Origin of the sequence: Halalkalicoccus paucihalophilus, from assembly GCF_001593955.1 — an archaeon.
Classification (GTDB): domain Archaea; phylum Halobacteriota; class Halobacteria; order Halobacteriales; family Halalkalicoccaceae; genus Halalkalicoccus; species Halalkalicoccus paucihalophilus.
Window position 1 is genome coordinate 385,440 of the sequence record NZ_LTAZ01000013.1, and the last position, 20,810, is coordinate 406,249.

General features: G+C 54.0%; 19 protein-coding genes and 7 pseudogenes. 7 read left to right on the forward strand and 19 right to left on the reverse strand.

Annotated features, from left to right (window positions below):
- Positions 1–146: 146 nt before the first annotated feature.
- Both HAPAU_RS16995 and HAPAU_RS17000 read right to left on the reverse strand, forming a co-directional pair.
- Positions 147–1,129, reverse strand: a pseudogene (locus HAPAU_RS16995) (RNA-guided endonuclease TnpB family protein); the annotation flags it as partial.
- Between the two features lie 416 nt (positions 1,130–1,545).
- Positions 1,546–2,184: a DUF7344 domain-containing protein gene (locus tag HAPAU_RS17000; RefSeq protein ID WP_066385133.1), complete on the reverse strand. Its 639-nt coding sequence runs from the start codon at positions 2,182–2,184 to the stop codon at positions 1,546–1,548.
- A 225-nt stretch (positions 2,185–2,409) separates the two neighbouring features.
- On the opposite strand from HAPAU_RS17000, the gene HAPAU_RS17005 reads away from it, so the two are divergent.
- Positions 2,410–2,736: a helix-turn-helix transcriptional regulator gene (locus HAPAU_RS17005; RefSeq protein ID WP_066385135.1), complete on the forward strand. Its 327-nt coding sequence runs from the start codon at positions 2,410–2,412 to the stop codon at positions 2,734–2,736.
- 944 nt (positions 2,737–3,680) lie between these two features.
- On the opposite strand, the gene HAPAU_RS17015 is transcribed toward HAPAU_RS17005, so the two are convergent.
- Positions 3,681–4,232 carry a DUF7342 family protein gene (locus HAPAU_RS17015; RefSeq protein WP_211263616.1) on the reverse strand — a complete coding sequence of 184 codons (552 nt, stop codon included), beginning with the start codon at positions 4,230–4,232 and terminating at the stop codon, positions 3,681–3,683.
- A gap of 467 nt (positions 4,233–4,699) precedes the next feature.
- On the opposite strand from HAPAU_RS17015, the gene HAPAU_RS17020 reads away from it, so the two are divergent.
- On the forward strand, positions 4,700–5,692 hold the full coding sequence (locus HAPAU_RS17020; protein WP_066385139.1) for a DUF368 domain-containing protein: 993 nt from the start codon (positions 4,700–4,702) through the stop codon (positions 5,690–5,692).
- 20 nt (positions 5,693–5,712) lie between these two features.
- Here HAPAU_RS17020 and HAPAU_RS20345 read toward each other — a convergent pair whose 3' ends face one another.
- The 4 genes and pseudogenes from HAPAU_RS20345 to HAPAU_RS17035 all read right to left on the reverse strand — a co-directional run bounded on the left by HAPAU_RS20345 (position 5,713) and on the right by HAPAU_RS17035 (position 8,504).
- Positions 5,713–6,618, reverse strand: a complete 906-nt coding sequence (locus HAPAU_RS20345) for a type IV secretory system conjugative DNA transfer family protein (protein ID WP_281177902.1) — start codon at positions 6,616–6,618, stop codon at positions 5,713–5,715.
- Positions 6,619–6,657: 39 nt separating this feature from the next.
- Positions 6,658–6,927 (reverse strand): helicase HerA domain-containing protein, encoded by a 270-nt coding sequence (locus HAPAU_RS22485; protein ID WP_245634202.1) that lies wholly within the window; start codon positions 6,925–6,927, stop codon positions 6,658–6,660.
- Between the two features lie 469 nt (positions 6,928–7,396).
- A pseudogene (locus tag HAPAU_RS22490) lies at positions 7,397–7,522 on the reverse strand (PadR family transcriptional regulator); the annotation flags it as partial.
- A 61-nt stretch (positions 7,523–7,583) separates the two neighbouring features.
- The gene (locus HAPAU_RS17035) at positions 7,584–8,504 is read right to left on the reverse strand and encodes a hypothetical protein (RefSeq protein ID WP_066385141.1); all 921 of its coding nucleotides are present in this window, start codon (positions 8,502–8,504) and stop codon (positions 7,584–7,586) included.
- A 1,616-nt stretch (positions 8,505–10,120) separates the two neighbouring features.
- On the opposite strand from HAPAU_RS17035, the gene HAPAU_RS22495 reads away from it, so the two are divergent.
- Complete coding sequence (locus HAPAU_RS22495) at positions 10,121–11,116, forward strand: hypothetical protein (protein ID WP_157078529.1); 996 nt, start codon at positions 10,121–10,123, stop codon at positions 11,114–11,116.
- A gap of 83 nt (positions 11,117–11,199) precedes the next feature.
- On the opposite strand, the gene HAPAU_RS23320 is transcribed toward HAPAU_RS22495, so the two are convergent.
- Complete coding sequence (locus HAPAU_RS23320; protein WP_449267241.1) at positions 11,200–11,679, reverse strand: DUF7344 domain-containing protein; 480 nt, start codon at positions 11,677–11,679, stop codon at positions 11,200–11,202.
- A 68-nt stretch (positions 11,680–11,747) separates the two neighbouring features.
- On the opposite strand from HAPAU_RS23320, the pseudogene HAPAU_RS17050 reads away from it, so the two are divergent.
- Positions 11,748–12,197 (forward strand): annotated as a pseudogene (locus HAPAU_RS17050) (RNA-guided endonuclease InsQ/TnpB family protein); the annotation flags it as partial.
- Between the two features lie 389 nt (positions 12,198–12,586).
- Here HAPAU_RS17050 and HAPAU_RS17055 read toward each other — a convergent pair.
- The 10 genes and pseudogenes from HAPAU_RS17055 to HAPAU_RS17090 all read right to left on the reverse strand — a co-directional run bounded on the left by HAPAU_RS17055 (position 12,587) and on the right by HAPAU_RS17090 (position 17,393).
- Positions 12,587–12,979, reverse strand: coding sequence for a type II toxin-antitoxin system VapC family toxin (locus HAPAU_RS17055; RefSeq protein ID WP_066385144.1), 393 nt, complete (start codon positions 12,977–12,979; stop codon positions 12,587–12,589).
- Between the two features lie 2 nt (positions 12,980–12,981).
- Positions 12,982–13,248 carry an antitoxin VapB family protein gene (locus HAPAU_RS17060; protein ID WP_066385146.1) on the reverse strand — a complete coding sequence of 89 codons (267 nt, stop codon included), beginning with the start codon at positions 13,246–13,248 and terminating at the stop codon, positions 12,982–12,984.
- Positions 13,249–14,127: 879 nt separating this feature from the next.
- Positions 14,128–14,426 (reverse strand): annotated as a pseudogene (locus HAPAU_RS22500) (hypothetical protein).
- Positions 14,427–14,584: 158 nt separating this feature from the next.
- A pseudogene (locus tag HAPAU_RS17070) lies at positions 14,585–14,858 on the reverse strand (winged helix-turn-helix domain-containing protein).
- A gap of 105 nt (positions 14,859–14,963) precedes the next feature.
- Complete coding sequence (locus HAPAU_RS22505) at positions 14,964–15,170, reverse strand: hypothetical protein (RefSeq protein WP_169802681.1); 207 nt, start codon at positions 15,168–15,170, stop codon at positions 14,964–14,966.
- A 78-nt stretch (positions 15,171–15,248) separates the two neighbouring features.
- Positions 15,249–15,404 (reverse strand): annotated as a pseudogene (locus HAPAU_RS23090) (DUF4397 domain-containing protein); the annotation flags it as partial.
- A 97-nt stretch (positions 15,405–15,501) separates the two neighbouring features.
- Positions 15,502–15,666: pseudogene (locus HAPAU_RS23095) on the reverse strand (HepT-like ribonuclease domain-containing protein); the annotation flags it as partial.
- A gap of 64 nt (positions 15,667–15,730) precedes the next feature.
- Positions 15,731–16,234, reverse strand: coding sequence for a type VII toxin-antitoxin system MntA family adenylyltransferase antitoxin (gene mntA / locus HAPAU_RS17080; protein WP_066385147.1), 504 nt, complete (start codon positions 16,232–16,234; stop codon positions 15,731–15,733).
- 305 nt (positions 16,235–16,539) lie between these two features.
- Positions 16,540–16,695 carry a hypothetical protein gene (locus tag HAPAU_RS22515; RefSeq protein WP_245634203.1) on the reverse strand — a complete coding sequence of 52 codons (156 nt, stop codon included), beginning with the start codon at positions 16,693–16,695 and terminating at the stop codon, positions 16,540–16,542.
- Between the two features lie 308 nt (positions 16,696–17,003).
- Positions 17,004–17,393, reverse strand: a complete 390-nt coding sequence (locus HAPAU_RS17090; RefSeq protein WP_066385151.1) for a hypothetical protein — start codon at positions 17,391–17,393, stop codon at positions 17,004–17,006.
- Positions 17,394–18,336: 943 nt separating this feature from the next.
- On the opposite strand from HAPAU_RS17090, the gene HAPAU_RS17095 reads away from it, so the two are divergent.
- Genes HAPAU_RS17095 through HAPAU_RS17100 form a run of 3 tightly spaced genes read left to right on the forward strand, consistent with a single transcriptional unit; the run spans position 18,337 to position 19,173 of the window.
- Positions 18,337–18,792 (forward strand): hypothetical protein, encoded by a 456-nt coding sequence (locus tag HAPAU_RS17095; RefSeq protein ID WP_245634204.1) that lies wholly within the window; start codon positions 18,337–18,339, stop codon positions 18,790–18,792.
- A complete protein-coding gene (locus HAPAU_RS22520) occupies positions 18,782–18,988 on the forward strand; it encodes a hypothetical protein (RefSeq protein ID WP_245634205.1) in 207 nt (68 codons plus the stop codon). The genes HAPAU_RS17095 and HAPAU_RS22520 overlap by 11 nt, the downstream gene beginning before the upstream one ends.
- Positions 18,989–18,993: 5 nt before the next feature.
- Positions 18,994–19,173: a hypothetical protein gene (locus tag HAPAU_RS17100; protein WP_066385153.1), complete on the forward strand. Its 180-nt coding sequence runs from the start codon at positions 18,994–18,996 to the stop codon at positions 19,171–19,173.
- Positions 19,174–19,959: 786 nt separating this feature from the next.
- On the opposite strand, the gene HAPAU_RS17105 is transcribed toward HAPAU_RS17100, so the two are convergent.
- Positions 19,960–20,775 carry an aldo/keto reductase gene (locus HAPAU_RS17105; RefSeq protein WP_066385154.1) on the reverse strand — a complete coding sequence of 272 codons (816 nt, stop codon included), beginning with the start codon at positions 20,773–20,775 and terminating at the stop codon, positions 19,960–19,962.
- Positions 20,776–20,810 lie beyond the last annotated feature (35 nt).

Genomic DNA, 20,810 nt, shown 5'->3' on the forward strand with positions numbered 1-20,810 from the left:
TACATGAGCAGTCATCAACCTTCTCTACAGATAACAAGAAACTCGATTCCCTACATAGGGATTAAGTTGAAACCATATTCGTAGATATCGCTGATGACATCCTCCCCGGCGTTCACGCCGGGGTTTCCTCACGCTAGGGGTCTCACTTACCGACCCACGGAGGCAACTTGCGGGTTTGTATGCTCCTCGTTGGGAACTGAGCGCGGTGACTCTGACCATTCATGGTCGTCCCACTTGAGGCATACAGGCCGTGCCATCGGCCGTACTACGTCGCTGTGCCGTCTCAGGAACGTCTCGCTCGCTGTTAAGTCCGCGTGACCGTCGAAGCCGCAGGCGCACGTGAGCGAGTCTTGGTGCCGCGTCGTCCGGTCGGTCGAACCGCAGTTCGGGCACTCTTGCGAGGTCCACGCTTCCAAGCGAACTTCGACCGTCATGCCGTACTCCTCTGCGGTACACGCGAGTCGCTTTACGAACGCGCGAAACGCCCAGAAGTTGTGCGTCTTTGCGTTCGCCCGCACCGACCACGATGTTTCGAGAACATCCGTTAAGTCGCCGACGTACACCGTCGAAACGCCCTTGTTGTACAGCCGCTCGATCAGGTCGCGACAAAGGGCGTCTTGTGCGTGATCGCGTCGGCGCGTCCGTCGTCGATACAATGAGCGTATCTGCTTGCTGCTGTATCGACCGTCCCGAAGCTTCGACTGAAGCTCGGCGATTCGGCGCGTGGTTTCGCGGAAGCGGTCGAACAGGTCGCGGCCTTCGTAGAGGTACTGCTGGCCGGTCGTGGTTGTACACGCGACGAGGTTGTTCGCACCGATGTCCAAGGCGGCTTCTTCCGAAGCCAGTGGTTGTGCCAGTCGAGAATCGTCTACGGTGACTGGTTGAAAGGCCCTGAACTTCTGTGCGGTCTCGTCGTAGTACAGTTCTAACCGTCCTTGCTTGTCGTACTCTTTCCAGTTCGGATCGCCCCGAACTTCGAGCCGAAGGCGTTTCCGCGTCTCGAGGCCGTACTCCTCTTTCAGGTCGCTCCCGACGAGGATTCGAGACGAGAACATTCGCCCCACTCGACCGAGTACGACGTGTTTCAGATGTACGTTCGAAGGTCGCGTCCTTCGCGTTCGTTGCCCCAGACCAGCAGTAACCGGCGGTTGTGGAACGATTCTTACGCAATTCACGCCCGCGGTAAACGGCGGGACTCTCTCGCTGAATTAGGTAGACCGTCGGAAACGATGGACTCCTCACAGAGTAACTCCGGGCAACGACAATCGACCGAACGCGTATCGTCTCAATCGAACTCTCATCTACATGTTCATCTGAAGCTCAAATCGAGATTTGAGACGAGTGAGGATGAAGCAGTGCCGAAATCCGTCTCGCAGGGAGTTCAGGCAGGCGATCTACCCTGACGCTGAAAACAGGTACCCCACCTGAATAGTACGATATGCCGATCTGCTTCTGATTAGAAATCAAATCTGGACACTAGTTCTTGGATATAGAGTTGAATAGCTCAAACACCTCCAGATGCAATCTATCTCGCTCAATTGGGAGTTAGGCAGACCGAGCAGCGATCGAGTGAGCACAGACAATCGATCCAAATACGAACAGCACCAGCACGAACCACGCCACATCAGGCACAGCAACGAACGGAAAGGCAGTGAATTGGGCAAGTCCCAGAGCACTGATGGTTACAAACCCACCACTCAGATAGAGACGATCCCAAAACAACGTCCCCGCGTGTGAGTGGTGGAGATACTCCTGCACATACTGATAGTCTGGCCCGAGTTCAATCATGCCTCTCGGTTGATTGTAGTCGATGATATTTGCGTCATCGAGTTTCGGGAGGTGCGTCTGATAGAGCGAGACGTACGCGCGCTTTCGGTCTCTGTGGGTCACATAGGCGTCCTCATCCTCCAGCTCCCACTCTGCGAGCGCGTCTGCAAGATCACTCAGTCTCACGACTCCCGAGTGTGTCTCAAGATACTGCAACACATACCGACGTCGGCGATTGCGAAGGAGGTCGAACAGCAGGTCTTTTGACGGCTCTTGGTCGGACGGTGGTGAGGAGAATTGTTCTTGGAGTAGCTCGTAGCCAGGCAGATGGCTGATGCCCTCAGTCATCATATCCTCTGGGTCGGTCGATTCAGTCGATTCTCGGTCGCTCTCCGGTTCAGGTATCTCGTAGCTCATGGTGTATCGGCCTCAGGGGACTATTTTCCCTTACAACTCGTTGTCACATGCGACGTAGATAAAGATTGATTGTCATGTTCGCTTGTTGCATATCTAACCAGTGTTTCTCACTGAATGACACGCTAGGAGTGTTACTGTTCTTCTGGATGCAGGCATTATGAGATCGATGCGTTTTGAGCGACTTACTCCACTCTGCCCAGCCTGAGGCTTCCAGTTTCGGTACCAGTGTTAGACTTGATTGGGACCGGTTTCCAGCGCAACCTCCTGTACGTCGTTGCTGGTAAGAACGACCCTAACGGGCTCGCAGTCAAAGCCGAGCTCGAGGAGTACTACGAGACGGAGGTCGCTCACAGTCGCCTGTACCAGAACTTTGATCGTCTTATTGAGAAAGGACTGATGGAGAAGGGGAACATCGATCGGCGGGCGAACTACTACGTGCTGACTGATCGCGGGCGTCGGGAGATCGACGCGCGTCGTGAATGGGAAAATCAGTACGTCGCCGTCCCCGTTGTCGATCAGACGCCGAGTGGGGCTGTGACCGCAGACGAGTAGGCTATTGATGAGGTGACCTGCGGGGTTGAGACGGGTCGTGACCCCGTCTCCTGATTCCAGCATTGTCTGTCAGGCATAATTACCATGCAGGTGTGATAATATATTCTGTACCTGCGCTACAGCAATGGGGCTCGATTGCCCATGCGGTCATTTACTCGATGCGCATGCCTCTGACAGGCTCGCTCTCTTCTGTAGACACGCGCTATTGTTATTTAGATGTTATATAATACTAGTTAACAATAGTTATATGAATAAAATAGTTGAAGTGTACATACAGAACTCGTCCTCGTCAGCCGTGCGTCATCTTCACGTCAGACGTATGGCTAACTTATATATGTCAATTAGTCAAAAGATACAAGTGGGTGACTGCTGTATTTTTCAGTGCCATCACCCATTGTCAGAGGCACTCCATGGGAAAGGGATGGTCCCTGCGTTTTTTCTCGTTGACAAGGTCTTAGTCAGTTAACCACTGGTCTGTCATGGGACAGTCAGGTTAGCACTCGTCTGTGTTTCGGAGTTCCTCTGGGAGTTGGTCAAGGCAGTGTTCAAGGAAACTCAGCGGTGCTTCGACTACGATATTTCGTGCTTCATAGTCGGTTTCATCCCCGAATGTACGCTGAAAGTGGGTTGTTCCAAGCTCTGGATGGTCATCGTCTTTGTGCCACCCGAAATCCACGACATCGTCAGCCCAATGGACCCGCTGAATGTCAGTACTCTCTCGAGGCCGCCAGAGAACCTCCAATTTCCCCATTGATCGCGACAGTGGCTCACCAAGAAACAGCTCAATATCGATATCGGTGACGACAGTTCGAGGCCGAAGCCGAGACGGTTCGTATCTGACGTTGGTTGCTCCTGGCACGTTCTCGATTCGTTCTTTGAGTCGACGGAGACCCTCCCGTCGAGTGAAGCCGCGACCGCCGGCAAGGAAGATGACCATTCAACAACTACCCTTCTTGCGGGAGTGTTGCAGATGAGTCATCAAAGGAAGTGTCTGTTCCTAGTGTCGCCAGAGAACTCTTCAGACTGATGGCGAGCTGAATCGCTTCTCGATATTCACGGTTATATTCCCACTCTTCGATACATTCGAGTCGCTCTCGGCGGTCCTCACTAGTTAAGTCATCACGACCGATACTGTGGCGGAGATCTGCAAGCGACTCAACCTCGTAGTCGTCCTTCCAGGTGTCGATCTCGTCACTGATCGCGTTGAGTTCTCGCGTGAGCTCGCCGAGCGTATGTGCTTCAGCGAGCTCACGAACGTCACGCAGAAGCTGCGTGACGGGATCTGGTGCGTAGCACGTTCCCTCGGTTGTCTCAACTGCTTTGAGATCACCTTGATCGAGCATCCGTGAGAGATACTTGGCAGCAGTATCGCGTGACACGTTTGCTTCGGTAGCGACCCACCCCGCATTCTGTGGGTTCGTCCGTGTCAACGCAACATGCCGGACACGCTCTGCTGCATCCATCTTATCCGGCCAACGGGGGGTTGTCTCACTCATTAGCGAGGCCTTGGGCACGAATAGACAAATAGTTTCGTACCCATACTGAATATTTAGTTCGGTGTTGTAGTAGGTCCTAAAAACGGCAGTTGGGTACCTAGAGCCGCGATTGAACTGGCGTCATCAAAGGGCAGTGTCTCAACCGACGGATCTACTACGCAGCAACCCTCCGCTCAGAGGCTGCTACGGGGCAGGAACACCAAAACACGGCTGACCGACTCACAGTTTACACCAATGACGCACGGAAGGAGGATCCCCGACCTTGTGCAACAATGCCTTTATCATAAGGGGCTGTGTTGCACAAGGTGAGATGAAAAACGAGAAGCCGGTCATCGTTGGAGGTCGTCGACCGAGATCCCGCCGTGCAACCTCTCTGTATAAATTCTATGATCTAAATCGAAAAGGCCGTGTCGTACCATAGAACTCGACAAAGTATTTGACAATGTCACCGGTAGCATGTACTACTAATGACTGTGTCTGAGACGGTGTCAACGCTACGTGGCTCCGTCCCATCAGTGCGTGAATGGGGCCGTACGTTCGTCATCGGACTCTGTATGGGTAGTGCCGATGCTGTTCCGGGCGTCTCCGGCGGTACCATTGCTCTCATTCTGGGTATCTATGGCCGCCTTATCGCCATGATTTCGGCGATCACGCTTGGACGAATTCAGCAGTTGCTCAGTGCGCTAATTCCGTTTGATGATGGAATTGCTATCCGCAAAGCGCTCGGCATTTGGGAAGACATTGACGGTTGGTTCGGTCTAGCGCTCGTGGCCGGTGTCGGAACCGCCATCATTGTCGTTACCCGTCTTGTACATATTGCCAATGAGAATTCTCCGACACTTCTCTTTGGGTTCTTTTTTGGTCTTATCGCGGCCTCTGCTATCGTCCTGCTCCGTGAATTATCCATCACAACAGGGTTCCAAGCGGCCGCTGCTGCTCTCGGCTTTGTCGTCGCGTTCTTTCTCTCTGGCCCGGTAGAGTTTCTAGAAGGAGAGAGTCTTCTTATCGTCTTCTTTGCTGGTGCCGTTGCAGTCAGTGCAATGATTCTCCCTGGAATCTCCGGGTCGCTTCTGCTGGTTATCCTTGGCCAGTACACTCGAATGTCAACGACGCTTAGCCAGTTCGTGGATGGAGTTGGTCAAGTCGTCATAGGCGAGCCATCTGGACAGTTAGCTGACTATGGGATAGTTGTCATAACGTTCCTGTTGGGTGGCTTGATCGGCCTGTTTACTATCTCACGAATTATCCGCCGTTCGCTGGATTGGAACCGACAGGCGACCATGGCCTTTCTCATTGCTCTTGTCGTCGGTGCACTCCGAGCACCGGTGGAAGAGGTCCACACCGCGGTCGGCTTTTCAACGAATGTAGTCGTAGCGTTCGCTGGCGCGGCAGTCGTGGGCGCGATTGTCCTCCTTACCCTCGACTGGTACGCCGTTGAGTTGGATCTGGACTCTATTTGATCTATTCATAGAACTCTACTCTATTCCTCGAGCAGCTTGATCCTGCCGTGGACCCAGCCCGTGCCCTGTCGAGAAACCACCGCCTCCCCTGCGTCGAAATTCCGGAGATCGCCCTTCGCAAAGTGATACTCCTCTTTCTCCTCGCTCTCGCTGGGTGTACGACTGTCGCCTAAATTCCGCGTGTACTGTTCGAAGGACGTCCCGACGGCCTCGCGGAGAAAGTCAACACTCTTCTCATCAGCCGTCCGGAGGCCAATCACCGTAACCATGCCACTGAGCAGCGCGTGGGCGCGCTCCTTCCCGTACGTGTCCTCGAGCTGGGCGATCGACTGAAGCGAGAGAATCGCCTGGCAGTTGACGCTCCGGCCGATGTTGATCAGCTCTCCGAGGCGCTTAATTGTCGCGTCCAGGTGCTCGATCTCGTCGAGCAGGTAGTACGCAGATCGGTCAGGATCGTCCATCCCGTGCATGATCGCCTGGTCGATCAGATAGCGGAACACGGGGGCAATTGTCCCCGTCTGTCGAGTTGGATAGTCGAGTACCAAGACTCGCCCATCGGGATCCTGCATGTACTCGCGGATCGAGAACTCGCCCGATTCGGCAAAGTCCCCGACAAAGAGGTCCGTGATCTGCTGTTGAGCGGTCGCGAACACCAAGCCAGCCTGGCGTTCGGTATTGGGGTTGATCGCACTCGCAGCAGCCGCGAGGTCTTCATGGCCGTCCCGAGTGAGCTTCTCGTGCATTTTCTCCGGCGTTGTGCGTTGCCAGTAGCGCACGAGATCGGCATTATCCGGGTCCGTCACGTCGCGCCTGATGTATTTCAGCGTTGCTGCGAACAGTTGGCGAGCAGCGCCGGTCCAAAAATCACCTCCTTCGTCCGGGAACAGCCCACGGGCAAGTTCATCGGCGTCCTCTTCGGCTGCGATCTCCGCACCGCGGTCGGCTTTTCAATGAACGAAGATATTCTACGCGATTGCCTCCCCGTTCTCATCGGCTGGGCCCTCGGATGAGAGCCGGATCATGGGTGTTTCGCGATCGCTGAGGAAGTCTTGATAATCGGTTTTGTGATCGTAGACGACGACCGGCTCGTTCGGGTCGTTCTGGAGCTGATCGACGAAGTGTTTCAACGTCACACTCTTCCCCGCGCCCGACGCGCCGAGGGCGAGCAACGAGCGCCGAGGGATCCGCACGCCTTTGATGAATGCCGTCTGCCGATTTCGTCTACTGTGGTGCACAGTAGTAGTACTGTGGTCAGTATCCTATCAATATCCATTTATAAATTATCAGTTGTTATGGGAGCGAGAGGGGGATCCCCTTCGGGTAATTTGAGTAATCAGCAGTGACAGCCCGATTCGGAGCCGGAACCACTCATCGACTCCGGCGGTGACTTGCGGTTCCAATCATGACAAGATGTGTTTGTATTCGATTCGTCTGTTGGTTGTGCGTCGAAAACCCCTCCGAGTCGGAGAGGGTCTCATGAACGGGTAGGGGTGGGTGTGCGTGCAGCCGGGAACCAGTCAGGCTGCACTAACTCTTAGAACTTTAACTATATTAATTAATAGGTTTTTATCAGCAGATATAGGGTTGGCTAGCCTTGTGCAACGCTTACCTTCCGTGGCCACCGATGTTGGACAAGGATTGCTTATCGAATAGCGAATATCGAAGAACGAGAATCGCTTATTCTCGAATTTGATGAGTAAGTGGCTATTCACCAGCGGAGAGGGCGACGTACTGCTCTTCCCACTCTCGACGAGCCCCAAGCTCACGCTGGCCCCGGGCCGTCAGTGCATAGTAGTTTGACCGACGATCGACCTCACCTTTCTCAACCAGGGAGGATAACCCGCGTCTGAAGCGTGTTATCCTTCACATCAACACGATACTGACTTACTCGTCATACGTACCCAAGACTCTCCAATCGATCGGTGACCACCTCCTCATCAACGGTTTGCTCTGCCCTAGCAGGATCTCCTGCAGTAATCGTTTTCCGAGTTCCCGCCTCAGACACGAGCCAGGGCACCTTGATGAGGTGCTCAACATGGATCCCCTTTGGATGCCCCCACACTCGCATCGGTATCGGAAACACACGTTCGTTGATCAGGTTTCCGTGGTCGGACGTTACGACCGTTCGGCCTTCAAATTCCTCTAAGAGTGATTTGACATACGGGAGGACGAAATCAAGGTTCTTCGCGTAGGCATCCCACACCACTTCGGGCGCGACAGCCAACTCGCCGCTCGTCAAGCGGAGCCAGAAACTGTCGCCCTTATCGGGTGCTTCGAGATGGCCCTTGTCGAATTCCGTGTCAGCACCAATAAATGGATAATGGGGCTGGAGATAATGAACGAGTAGTCGCTTGTCCGGATACCGTTCAGCGGCGTCCAGGGCGTACTGCGTCGTCGTCTCCGGGAGCACAGTCCCATAGTGCTCGTCCCAGCCGTCCTCCATCCAGACATGGATTACGTCATGAAACCGTGCTTTGAAGTCATCTCGATAGCGGTAGAGCTGTGGGTTCGCCGTCACATATACGGTATCTCGAAGATCTCGATTAGCAACGTTTCCTCGAAGGAATTCGGCGGTCCCTGATCCACGTGAGTAGCGGACTTCAGGCTCTCCTGGGAGTGTCGAGCGCTTTGTGAAGAGATCGTATCGACACGCATCAAGGATGATCAATGTATCCCACTCCTCGGCGAAAATATCCACCCCGTCAAGGTTGTAGTCTCGTTGATAGCCTCGACGGTAATAGAGGCGGTTACACTCGAGGCCAATCCGGGCTGGATTTGCGAGTGCTCGCCGGATTTCGAACAAGGAGTACATTACTGCTAGCCCTCCAACGTGGGAGTGAATGACAGATGCCTATTCCCATCAGTTGAAATTGACGTGAGTGGGTACTGTGTGAGCGGGGTATCGCGCTTGGTAGGAATGGCCGCAACTACTACTCTAGTGAGTGCCTCTTTAGGAACGATTTCGCGTACTCGGTGACTCATGGCCTAGGTATTTCCCCATATTCTCAGACGCAGTATGGTAATTGAGTTCTTACCGCCGTCAATGGGCATTGTAGTAGACACACCGATGAGTCACAAGCATAAGTTCACCCGTGAATCCATGGTTATTGGGGTCAATCTATCTACATTGTACGTAATCGGAACGACGAAAAACCTCAATATATTGAAATAGTACCGTACAGAATTGTACTACATACCATGGATCAGGCTGAGGCTCGGTTAGACCCGGATGGTCGTTGGCATATCGCTAAACCAATGAGAAAGAGCTGTACGACCGGTCATAAACTTCGAGAAGGCGATTCAGGATATGATACTCTCACTGCGGAAGGGGTACCAGATCTTGCTCGTTGTCTCAATGAACGGCTGTATCAGACAAGAGAAGATCTTTGTAGGCAATGTGATTGGTGAATTCTCGGAACTGCTTGACTTCAGTTCGATCGAGGAGCTGTCTGCCAAGAGTGCGATTCGTTCCAGGATGCCCATGACTACTCCCGAGAGTGACCCGACAGAGAGCAGTATTCTCCCGAAACAGGGAGTCGACGGTTGTACCCCTGACACCATCATGACGAACATCTTGAGTTCTTGCGTGTAATCAGTTCAGTACCTCACAAAGTACCTGCAGTGGTATTACCTGAAATCAGCAAACTAGCTTTGTGTGGTACTGATTCTCTGCTAACGTGCTTGTCTCACTGGATGTATTCCGGTCTCAGCCAGTCCCTATTCGTTCACGGTCTAGGGCCTTAGGTGCGGGATTTTCATGGGTTCTCTGTATCTCGCATGCCTCTTCTGACACTATCTCAGTAGTTCGTCGAGTCTGTAACTGACCCCTCCCTCCTTCGCTCGCCCTGATGGGCTCGCTCGTTGCGGGTGGGGCTTTGATGTGGTTTTTGTCCTCACTTGGCGCGACGGGGCGTTGTTTGCGCCCACCTACCGAACACCCTTGGGGGTCTCCGAACCCACCATTCGGGGCCGGGCTACTGCGGCCCGTCCTGTGCGGGACGTGTGCCAGCACAGCACTCCGTGGCCACGATTTCGCCCGATGGTTCAAGACGGTTTTGCCGTCTCGTCATTGCCGAACGAAGCTCGGCAGGCAGCCAGGCGTCTTCGTCGTCTGGCCACATCACGAAAGACGCTTCGCGTCTTTCGAACGACTTCGCCACGCGCTCCTCTCTTCCTACTCACTCGCTCTGCTTGCTCGGTGAAGAAGGAGGTACCGCGCCACCGCGAAGGTGAAAAATCCAAGGTACGTATCTTGTACGGCCTACGGTCAGGAATTCGCTGATAACTATACGATTCAGTACCAACACCAGGCCTCTACAACGAGGATTTGCCAGAGAACCTGAGCATGAAGAATCACTCAAATTCCGGAATAAATCGGCTTTGCTGGCGCAATAGCTATCATTGTACAGAGCCTCTATGGTCTCTCATATGACCTACCGGAACGAATGGGCACATGGTCTTCTCGCTGGCGTCCGCTCACGTGACCTTGGAGAGATCGCTACATCGGCGTTTTATGCGTATGATGGTCTCTCCCTCTCACTAACGTCGAGATATCCACTTGGAACAAACGTCTTCGAGAAAGCGTGGGATGTGCTGGTAGTGCTCGACGCATGCCGGACTGATGCGCTTCATGAGGTAGTGCCCGAATATTCGTTTCTGGATGATATCGGGTCTATCTGGTCTGTCGGCTCGACATCGGGCGAATGGTATGCCAAGACGTTCGTAGATGAATACCGCGAGGTCCTCGCTGAGACGGCTCTTATCTCAGCGAACCCATATGCAGAACACACGTTGATTAACGGCGTTCGCCCACCCAGTCATCCTTGCCCGCTTGATTTCACCAACTGGAGTACGGTATCCGATGCTGATCTGGCGTATCTCGAAGTAACGTGTCAACATAATCGACAGTTCGATGATATCTCCGATCTAGCGCCTCATTCGACTACTATTCAAGAGCCGTCGTATGTTACAGATCGAGCGATCGTTGCCGGCCGCGAGGGCTTCGATAAGGTTGTCGTCCACTATTTTCAACCCCATCGGCCCTTTATTCACAATCTCGTCAAAAATAACGAGAAAATGACATTCCTCGAAGACAAGCCATACGATGCCGGTCGGTCAGGAGAGGCCACTATCGACGATATTTGGCCGTTGTATCTCGACAATCTTCGGCTTGTTCTTGACTCGGTCGGAGAATTGCTTGAAAACATTAATGGAAGCGTTGCTCTCACCGCAGATCATGGCGAATTATTCGGTGAATTTGGCCAGTACGGACACTTCCAAAGCATCCCACATCCAAAGTTAAAGAAAGTTCCATGGGTGGAAATGACTGGGACGGATACGAAAAATAGACAGCCGGACCGTGACTTCTCGACGAATGAAGAGTACGATGTGGAAGAACAGCTGGTGGATCTTGGATATCGATAGAAACGTCATCTCCGACTCTTTTATGTGAGAGCGTTCCAGATTCGCATATCAGGCAGTCAGATCGTGAGCGGGAAACGGGGCTATTAAGCGACAGATGGGGACGAGAGTAGTTGCTTTGTGAACGTCACTACCCGTTCTTTCATTTCTCCGTCTGTGTGATTACTCTGTTCAAGATATAGATAGGGGTTAAGTCGGTCTGCGAGGTTGGTTCGACGAATTGTTCCCCGAGCTTGGTTGTACTCAATGATACCATAGTCGTCAAGTTGTGGGAGATGGCATTGGTAGAGTGCGATGTAGACCGGTTGGCGCTCTGTAGAACGGAGTTGTGAGACTGACGTATTATGTTCCCGTGCAGCGATCCATTCCGCCATATCTCTCATCGTAATCTGTCCGTCGTGTTCATTCAGATAGTGGAGCGCATCTCTCCGTCGGGAATTTGAAAGAATGTGGAATAAGTCATCTTTCGATAGACCCCCCTCCAGATTGTCTTGTGATTTCAACGGCTTTTCTGATGTCATATAATGTAAATTGTAATTCCAGTCACCTAAACAATCTGCTTGCATATTCTTCCCTCTATCCGTACCCAGTGCGGCTCACTGTATCAACAGTTATGGAGGCTACCGAGAACGCCGCGGAGCTTCCCGACCTCAAGAAGTGGTGGGACGACCTCACCGACATGTACTCGAAAGTCCTTCAGACCCTTGTAGAACGGTTGTTCGGCAATCTCAAAGGCCTCTCCGCGCTCAATCGAAAGGGGTAGGACGTCAGGATGCTCAAGTGGAAACCGCCACGGGAGTTCCGTAGTTTCACGTACAGTCAATCCGGCTTCAAGCTCGACAAGAAGGGCGGTCAGACGCTATTGTGTCTCTCGAAACTCGGCGACATACCGATACGGCTTCACCGCGAGATTTCCGACGACGCGACACTCAAGTAGGTCACGATCAAGAAGGAGCCGACCGGCGAATGGTACGCTACCTTTGGCGTCGACCTCGACCGTGAGCCGCCGACGAAACCCGAGTATCCCGAGCGGTGCGTCGGTATCGACGTTGGGCTTCTCAAATACGCTCACGATACGGACGGTCGTAGTGCGTTGGGGCCATATATGGTCTAATGTACGGGCACCCGTAGGCGTGCCCCGGACAGACCGTCCCGGCGATGTGCCGAAACTTGGGGCCGATGCCGCTGTCCCTCCGAGGCGGATTCACCGTCCGCGAAACAGTTGCGCTCGAGGCCACCGAGAATTAAAGCGGTGTAAGCCAGCCTATCACGCGGCAACGAGCTGCATGACAGTGCCTCTCCATGGGCCAGGGCCTCGGCGGAGATAACCCCCGCCGGGAGTACGTTCGAGGGAACGGAACGGTTCGCTCGAACCGAACGCTGTGCGTGCAACCCGCCTGTGACGACGGACGGAGTGTGGGCGGAAACCCCTCGAGGGGGAAAGCCCATGACTTCAGTCATGGGTAACTTACATCAATACTCGCGGACAGTAATGTCATCAAAACGCTCGAAGTGATCGACGTTGCGCGTCACGACAGGCTCCTCGAAGCCGATTGCCGTTGCTCCAATAAGACAGTCGTGCATCTCCACTGGCGTCCCATCGTTATAGAGCTCGCCGTGTAGGCGTCCAGCGCGCTGTGCGATGCGTTCATCAATCGGGACGACCTCCTTCGATAGAACGACGCTGATGATGTTCTCCTGTTCTCTATCTGGGTTTGACGAGCGCGGAACGCCCGCAAAGAGTTCTGCAATGGTTATCGATGACACGCGCTGATAAACGTGGTCCGAATCAAGCTGGCTCGCCAGTCGGATCGCTCCGTTATCCCCGTGTCGAATGTCCAACAGAAAACTCGTGTCGAGGATCATGGCTAGCGATCCGCCGCTGGATCCGATTCGTTTGCGTCGAATTCGCTCGCGTAGCGGTCGGTTGATCGGTCAATGCTTTTGCGGGCGTCAGTGACTGCGCGCTCGTATTCGTCGTCAGTGTCCCCTGTACCGACCATGTCGAGTAGTGGGCGATCGCCTGCAAGTCGCTCAACAACGTCGTTGAACGACTCTCCCTCGCGCTTTTTCGCGGCTAACAGATCGTACGCGCGTTTACTGAGTGCGATCGTCTTTGTGTTGGACGATGCCATGACTATAGATAGCTGTGCTACGAGTATAAGTATTTGTGCCAACGATTCGCGGCTACGTCCCTGAGATTATTCTCCCAACGGCAGTCGAGATTCCACGTCGTTGACGGTGTGGAGGATGTCAACGTGGATCTGATTTTCTTGTCTATTGCGACCCTTGATGCCGAACGAATTCTCGGGCTTAATCGAGATATCGACCGGATCAATGTCGGTAGGCAAGGCTGTCAAGCATCACCTGACGGATCACTCTCTGCAGGACTATAGGAACGTCACGTCCTTTAGGGCATGGTAGCTTACTAGCTTCGATTGCCGCGTTCATCCTCCCCGGTGGTCTCCTCCCGTTAGCCGCTGCAGTAGCTTCGAAACTCGGCGTCTTCTACGTGGTCCTCACGAATTCAAACAGGATCTAAGCGGATTATATGAATTGCAGGCGAGAATATCATGCTGTTTACGACGTGGATGAATCGCCGTCATCATCCGCCCAAACATCAGAATCAATAGAGTTAGGTGCCCATGTCCGTATATCTGTTTGTCGACGCGCCGGTTTCCCGTCGCGTCTCGACACCCCGAAAATTGGCAGTTGATTCGGTGTTTGCCTCATCAAAACGTAAGCCCTTCGGGGACGCAGACCGACAGAAAACAACCACATAACTCCGAGTCACGAGCGTGATAGGAGTAACGGCGGCGTGGCACCGCCCCCGGTTCGTCGGGCCGGCAACCGTAAACATCCCAACGAACCGCCCGTTGGTGGGCGTGGGAGGCCCGCGCCTTTAGGCGCGGGAGGATGTCACACTCAACGACTATCCACTCGTCTGTATTGGGAACACTAATCTATCTCTCCTCAAATCGAAAACGAAGAGTCGTCCAAAAGACAACGGTCGGTCAGTCCCACGAGACCCACGTCAGAAAGACCAACGCAATCATCTCAAAAACATGGAGCAGCATCATCGCACGCCATGTGACCGCTGGTACAGCGGTCGCAAACCATGTTGCGAGCGTCGGGTCAGCCAGGTAATAGTAGAATGCCAACACGTTCTCAGCAAGCAGCAGCAGTGAGAAAACGAACAGCCCAGGGTGTGTTTCGAGCGGAACTGCCAGTAGTTACGCGCCCACAGAGCGCCGAGAGCAAGCAATAGGACAGCGTTCAGTGTAACCGAGATCCGAGCGATCGTTGGCCAGATACCAGGGTCGGCCTGTAGTGGCGTCACCGCTGTCGCTATGAAGGAAGGTGAGAGCGGAGGGAAGCCAATGATTGAAGCGACGGCTGCTATCCAAGGACTCATCTACACGCCCTCGTTCTGCTGTGTTCGGATATACACGTTCCCAAATTCATCCATACTCATTCCACCTGTTCGATGATCGTCTCGACAGTCTTCCAATGGTGGTCAACCTGGTCGGTCGTCAGGTACACCGCGCCGTAATCGCCACCGCTTTTCTGAACCATCCCGTTGTCCATCAGTACGTCAAGGTGATGGCGGATCGTCGTATAATTGAGGTCGAGATCCTCGGCGAACTGATTAGCATTGCGTGGCCGTTCCTCAATTGCCTGCAGGAGGCGCACGCGGTTCGGCCCCCCGGGTTCCGGTGAGCACGTACCAGATAACGGCCTCCATTATTTCCTCTATCTCCACTTGCTACTGTAATGATAGCGGTTCATTTTGATCGTTTACAAAAGAACCATTCAGATTCTCAGAATCTAGATAACACGTGTCATCGGCTTACCGTTCACCCGGTACCGCGTTCTCAGTAATCCCAAGTGCAAACGAGGCGTTTTCGACCGCGTTTTCGGGTGTAGTAGTTGGATCGACGTATCCGAGAGCGAACACCGTGTAGACTGCCCTCGCTTCGAACCCGATCTCGAAGCGCTCAACGATTTCACCAGTCGCGCTCTCACGTATCTTGAGAACCGTTTCGTCAGCGGCCACTTCGCTATAGTTCCCCTCTCCGAATCCGAGGTTTTCAAAGACGGTCTCTTCACTCTCTCGAACGGTAAAGTCGACTCGTGGAGCGTCGACCGATGCATGAATACCCCGGACACGAGCGTGTCCCGGCGACGTAGATGTCGTATCGTCCTCGAAGGTGACGATCCGTAGTGGTTCGTCGCTTCCCGCACAGACCTCGCCAACGGCGGCAACCGTATAGCGACCTTCCTCGAAGATGACCTCGGATTCGAGGACCGCCGCCTCGGACCCCTCGCCGGCGGGGGTGAACGTCTAGTTCCCCGAGTGCTCGCATCGATGCTGGATTGCTTGCTGGTGGCTCACTACGTTCGTATTTGACGAGTTCCTCTCCAATATCGATCGATGCCTCGGTGAGTTTTATGAACCGGCGTTCGACGATATCACGTGTATCAGAATCGGCTTTGAAGTCTTCACGGCTAATCTGTTGCTTACGAGCAAGGACTCCGAGACTTTCCCTCAATGGTCTCGACAGCGACGAGGATTCGATTGAGGCTCTCTGTTGGAAACTCGTCGGCTGTCATTCGTCAGGTGTCGTCTGGTTGTGGCCCGCTCGCTGGGACACCCGCCTCAGTATCGTTTTCCGTCGGTGTGAGATGTGTCTCGATCTTGGTGAGAGCCTCATCAAGACGTTGTCGTGGTGATTGGGTAGGCTCGATTTGAGGAGTTGTCAGTTGCTCGCGGAGCTCAGCGGCGCGATCTTGTTTTCCGATCAGGAGTAGTCCATGTTCGAAGACGGACGCCGCTACTGTCGGTGGGAGCGTGCGAAGATCGACGAGATCGACAGCATCCGTCTGCAGTGTCTCACTGAGATCAGCACTCAGTCCGAAAAACGTCTCGTTGTATGCAGGATCAGACGGACGCTGGGACTCAAAAACGACCGCGATGTCAATATCGCTTGCGTCATGAGCGGTGTCCGTGGCGTGAGACCCAAAGAGGAGTGCAATCTGAACAGGGTGGTCTCGAAGAACCGCTTGGAGAGCCTCGATATCCAGCGACTCGGGAAGAGTGGCTGTTTCCACGGTTCGCATAGTACAGTCTACACTCTTCGGCCATATAAAATACTGGTGCCCTGCTGTCCCTCTGGAAGAGCCATGTTAGGGGGAACAGAGAGCGTGGTTTGTCGCTCCTGCACTTTGCTGGAACGGTTCGTCGGGTACTGTCTGACTAATCACACCGTGGTGTGATATAGTTCCGAAGGTAGAACCAGTAAAACCGTTTCTACTACCTACACTACTACTATATTATACTCGGTTTGTTCGGCGTTGTCACTAGTACGGCTCTGCATTCGTGGTTCGCTCTCGCAGACTATGCTCCGTATTGTGTTGTCCCGTTGTTAGGCCATCATGCTTCCTGCGAGGGCTTGCTTCATATCCCAATCACAACGATCGTGATAGCGGTCGGCCGCTTCCTCGGCAACCACAACGAGCTTCTTGCCACGTCGTTTCGTTTGCTCGACCTCGTCTATCCCGAGTTTGTCAAGGAAGTCCATGACACGGGCCACAGTTTGGGTGTGGGGCTTCGATCCTTCAGACGCGGTAAGAACCTTCGTAATCGTCCGACTGTTCAATACAAGCCCAGCAGGCGCTTTCTCAGCGTAATCCCGAACGTCACGGACGATGAAGCTATACGTGAACAGTATCGATTCAGGTAGTCACAATGAGCCCAGTAACACTCACCCAGAAGGAGGCGACTGCGACCGAATCCACGACTCTTACCCAAATGCCAGCTATGCTCAAATCGGGCAACTCGAAACTCGTCTCACTACCGTGATGCGACCCGGTATCCGGGGAAACCTGATCAACTATCCGACCGGCCTTGCGCGTCGTTTTCGACGGTCTCTTCGATCAGCTCCTCAACCTCGTCTTCCCGTGGGCGACGCTCGACGCGCTGCTCGATGGTCTTGATCTGTTCCTGGACCGTGCCGACCTGCTCCTCGACGTCTTGTTCGACCGCTTCTTCGACGGTTTTCCCCACCGTTTGTTCGACGGTCTCCTCCACGGTTCGGGTCATCCAGTCGGGATCGAAGCGTGCCATCTTCCAGACGACGTGAATCGCGTAGGAAACCAGCACTCCGAACCCGAAGGCGAGACCGGTCTCGGTTCCCCTCATGACGATCAGCGCGATGGCGCTAAAGAGCACCACCCCATATGCAAGATCGACGACAGCGTCGACGTAACGCGGATTCATGGATAGAAGATCCCCTCGGAAACGATTTCCACAGGTCCAGGTTGGGAGACAGGGCCCCGCTCGTGTCTTCCGAGCGAGTCCGGGTGCGACATCATGTCCTTGTAGGTTCTCGGAGAGGCTTAAAGAAATTTTTTGGGTTGCAAAGCGTGGGACCATCGGTAATACCCCCAAATAGTCTTCAGCGGTACGGATCTTCGTACTCATATCGCTTTCCTGTTAAATAGGATGCAATTAACGCTTATTGAAGTGGATAGGATACTCGTGCTGAACCCACCCTCTAAGTTAGTCACGCCGATTTCAGTCGGTCAAGAATTTGTGACAATAGACAGTACGAACACTCTTGCGAATCAACTGAACCATGATTGTGGGATCGACTATCAGGCGGGTGTGTTGTGTGCTGGGAGTGTTTCAAAAATCGGGCCCTTGTGCATTACATCTTGTCGAGAAGGGCTTGACGGTGCACAAGGCAGTATCTGACTGATCACACCGTGGTGTGATATGCTCGCGACGCCAGAACGGCTCAAACCGTTTCTACTACCTACACTACTACTATATTATACTCGGGTTGTTCATGGTTGTTACTAATATGGCCTTGCTTACGTGGTTCGCTCTTACAGACTATTCTCGTTTATGTTGGGTCGGTATTAGGACACTCGGAGAGACGTCTTGACTGAGTCCGCGTCCGTCTCGTTGTCTGTTGCCTCAGGCTGGGTGGCGAGAGTATCGAAATAGATCCCTCCTCATCTGGGAGAGGACAAGCCGCTCCGTTTCGTTCTCCTGACTCGAGACTGTCGCTCAGCGGTCACAGTGTTGTGACGGGTGAACCAGCCGTTTCCCGTGGAATCCCATACGAAACACGACGAAACTGAAACGGACCCGCTAGTAATAGACCGCTGTATGTAGGTACGAGATCACCGTCCGTGACGAAACGCGCGGCGTCCAGGTGAACCAATCGGCACAGACTGAGCGATTCGTTATCGGCGCTGAACAGGAGCCCGAGCCTGAGCCCGAGACGCACGAGTTCACGGTCTACACCCAAGAAGACGTCCCGGTCACCGTCTGGGACCGTGACACGCGCGAAGAATGGACCAAGAACGCTACTAACGGTTCGGCAATGTTCGACCTTCCTGTGGGAAGATATACTGTTGAGGCCGAAGATCACGCTTCAATCCACATGCCGCTCGACATCCCTGGGTTCACAGAGATTGAACCCCAGAGCGGGTACGACGAGTTCACGGTGAACGTCGTCGACGCTGATACTGGCGAGGGGATCGAGGGTGTGGAGATCAGCGGTGTCTGCAACTGGTTACTACTCGAGCGGAGACGCCTACATCACGGGCGAGTCGAACGCCGATGGCGTGATCGAGACGAGTGTGATCTCGCCGAGTGTGTGCCATGAAGTCCTCGTCGAGGCCGATGGGTACGAGTCGACCACGATCTCCGATATCACGATCCCCGACGACGATGGCATGACAGTCGAACTCACTGCCGAAGGACAAGGACAAAAGCAGGAACAGGAGACGAAGACGGTCGAGGACGGTTCCGTTACGTTCTCCCTCTCAGACGGCGCTACGTCGTCTCTGGTGAGGATGTAAACGGTATGACTGACCAGCAGAACGTTACGATTAACGGCGAGGATACGAGCGTTATGCTCGCGGGACTCTACCCTGAGTTCCCCGAGGAAACCGAAGTAACCGTCTCGGTCGTCGATATTGACGGCGATCCGATCGAGGGCGCGACTGTCGACTGCGTCTCGGGTCGATACTCCGCGGGGCCATGATATCCTCGTAAGCGGCGAGACCGATGCGAGCAGACAGGCGATCCTTCACCATCGCTTGAGATGACGCCAGGCAATCTACGGGACATTGCATTGGTCTCTGGGAATCCAAAAGGGGCGCCAGAGATCGGGGCAATGGAGTTCTACAGATAAGCAAGGCGAGTGCCTCGGGGCTTGACCCCGAGGCGGTTCACGAAATGACCGATGGCCGTTTGGACATCCAGTTCCGGGACGGGAATCAGATCAGTGGTGCCATGGAATTTACCGAGATTTCGCTGGACGGCACCGCGAATCAGTCACGGCTCACTACCCAGTTTGTGGGAGCAGCCTGAGATATCAGAGCCGACTCTCGCTACCTGTGGACTGTGAGCTGGCACCGACCAAATAATCCCACTGAACGATAGTTTTCTCCTCAAATCTCACTTGGATGGCTTGGGCCTGATGCTGATGCAGTGATGCTCAACGCCGACATCCGGAAGAGACGAGAGTTCAACAGCAACGGGCGTTCGTTCGGGCGGCCTTCGAGACTGCTCCCGAGCAGTGGGCAATTCCGACGGCGAATATGTACGCAGTTGTGACCGAACATTCGGGAGAGCAGTTTCACGAGTACGACCGCGTCCTGTCCTCTTGGGACGCCGACGAAGCGGATACCGGCGCTGATTGAACGCTCTTGAGTTCGATCCGTTGAAATTGACGTGTTTCCCCAATAAGGTGATCGACTAGATGTGATTGTCTTCAAGCACGAGATCAGCAGGTGCCTAGAAACGTTCGCGATCGATCACCGAACCGCTAGAAGCCAAGCCGGTCGGCAAGGTCGGCTGGAAGTTCGTCTTGAAGATCGAATACGGCACGGACGTCCTCGTCGTCGAGTTCGAAGTCAAATACGTCGAAGTTCTCCCGAATATGCTCAGCCGAAGACGACATCGGGATCGTCGATACCATCGGCTGTTCAAGCAGCCATCGGAGTGTGACCTGCGCCGCGCTCTTGTTGTACCGCTCCCCAATTTCTCGCAGTATTTCGTCGTCGCTGATATCCCCAACGGCAAGCGGGCTGTAGGCGGTCAGCATCACGTTCTCGTCAATACAGAATGCCAAGAGATCAGCCTGCGATTTGTAGGGGTGGTACTTGACCTGGTTTGTCACGATCGGCGTTTCCGAGTACTCCATCGCCTCGGCAGTTTGCTGGACTGAGAAGTTGCTGACGCCGATATGTCGGACACTGCCCTCCTCTTGGAGATCGTTCATCGCTTCGATTGTCTCCTGGTGGTCAATCTCATCGTTGGGCGAATGGATCAACAGCAGATCGACGTACTCCATCCCCAGTCGCTCGAGGCTCTTCGCTGTGGACTCGTGGACGGCCTCAGCATCGCGATTTCCGGGTGCAAGTTTGGTGGTGACAAAGAATTCCTCCCGGTCAATATCGGTCTCTGCGATGGCATCGCCGACCGCCTCTTCACTGTCGTACATCTGCGCGGTATCGATATGTCGATAGCCGGTCTCCACGGCCGCGGAAATGGCACGGTACTGTTCGTCATAATCGTCCATTCGAGCCGTTCCAAATCCGAGTGCCGGGATTTCGGTACCGTTGATGGTGACGTAGTCCATGTTCAAGTGTAGTATCGTCTAAGCCCAAAAGCGGG

Coding starts and splice junctions, on each gene's coding strand:
- HAPAU_RS17020 (WP_066385139.1), top strand. CDS start 4,700: ATGACTGTGTCTGAGACGGTGTCAACGCTACGTGGCTCCGTCCCATCA.
- HAPAU_RS22495 (WP_157078529.1), top strand. CDS start 10,121: ATGACCTACCGGAACGAATGGGCACATGGTCTTCTCGCTGGCGTCCGC.
- HAPAU_RS22515 (WP_245634203.1), bottom strand. CDS start 16,695: ATGGACTTCCTTGACAAACTCGGGATAGACGAGGTCGAGCAAACGAAA.
- HAPAU_RS17035 (WP_066385141.1), bottom strand. CDS start 8,504: ATGTACTCCTTGTTCGAAATCCGGCGAGCACTCGCAAATCCAGCCCGG.
- HAPAU_RS17055 (WP_066385144.1), bottom strand. CDS start 12,979: ATGATCCTCGACACGAGTTTTCTGTTGGACATTCGACACGGGGATAAC.
- HAPAU_RS17100 (WP_066385153.1), top strand. CDS start 18,994: ATGACTGACCAGCAGAACGTTACGATTAACGGCGAGGATACGAGCGTT.
- HAPAU_RS17060 (WP_066385146.1), bottom strand. CDS start 13,248: ATGGCATCGTCCAACACAAAGACGATCGCACTCAGTAAACGCGCGTAC.
- HAPAU_RS17105 (WP_066385154.1), bottom strand. CDS start 20,775: ATGGACTACGTCACCATCAACGGTACCGAAATCCCGGCACTCGGATTT.
- mntA (WP_066385147.1), bottom strand. CDS start 16,234: ATGCGAACCGTGGAAACAGCCACTCTTCCCGAGTCGCTGGATATCGAG.
- HAPAU_RS17015 (WP_211263616.1), bottom strand. CDS start 4,232: ATGAGTGAGACAACCCCCCGTTGGCCGGATAAGATGGATGCAGCAGAG.
- HAPAU_RS17090 (WP_066385151.1), bottom strand. CDS start 17,393: ATGAATCCGCGTTACGTCGACGCTGTCGTCGATCTTGCATATGGGGTG.
- HAPAU_RS23320 (WP_449267241.1), bottom strand. CDS start 11,679: ATGCAAGCAGATTGTTTAGGTGACTGGAATTACAATTTACATTATATG.
- HAPAU_RS17000 (WP_066385133.1), bottom strand. CDS start 2,184: ATGAGCTACGAGATACCTGAACCGGAGAGCGACCGAGAATCGACTGAA.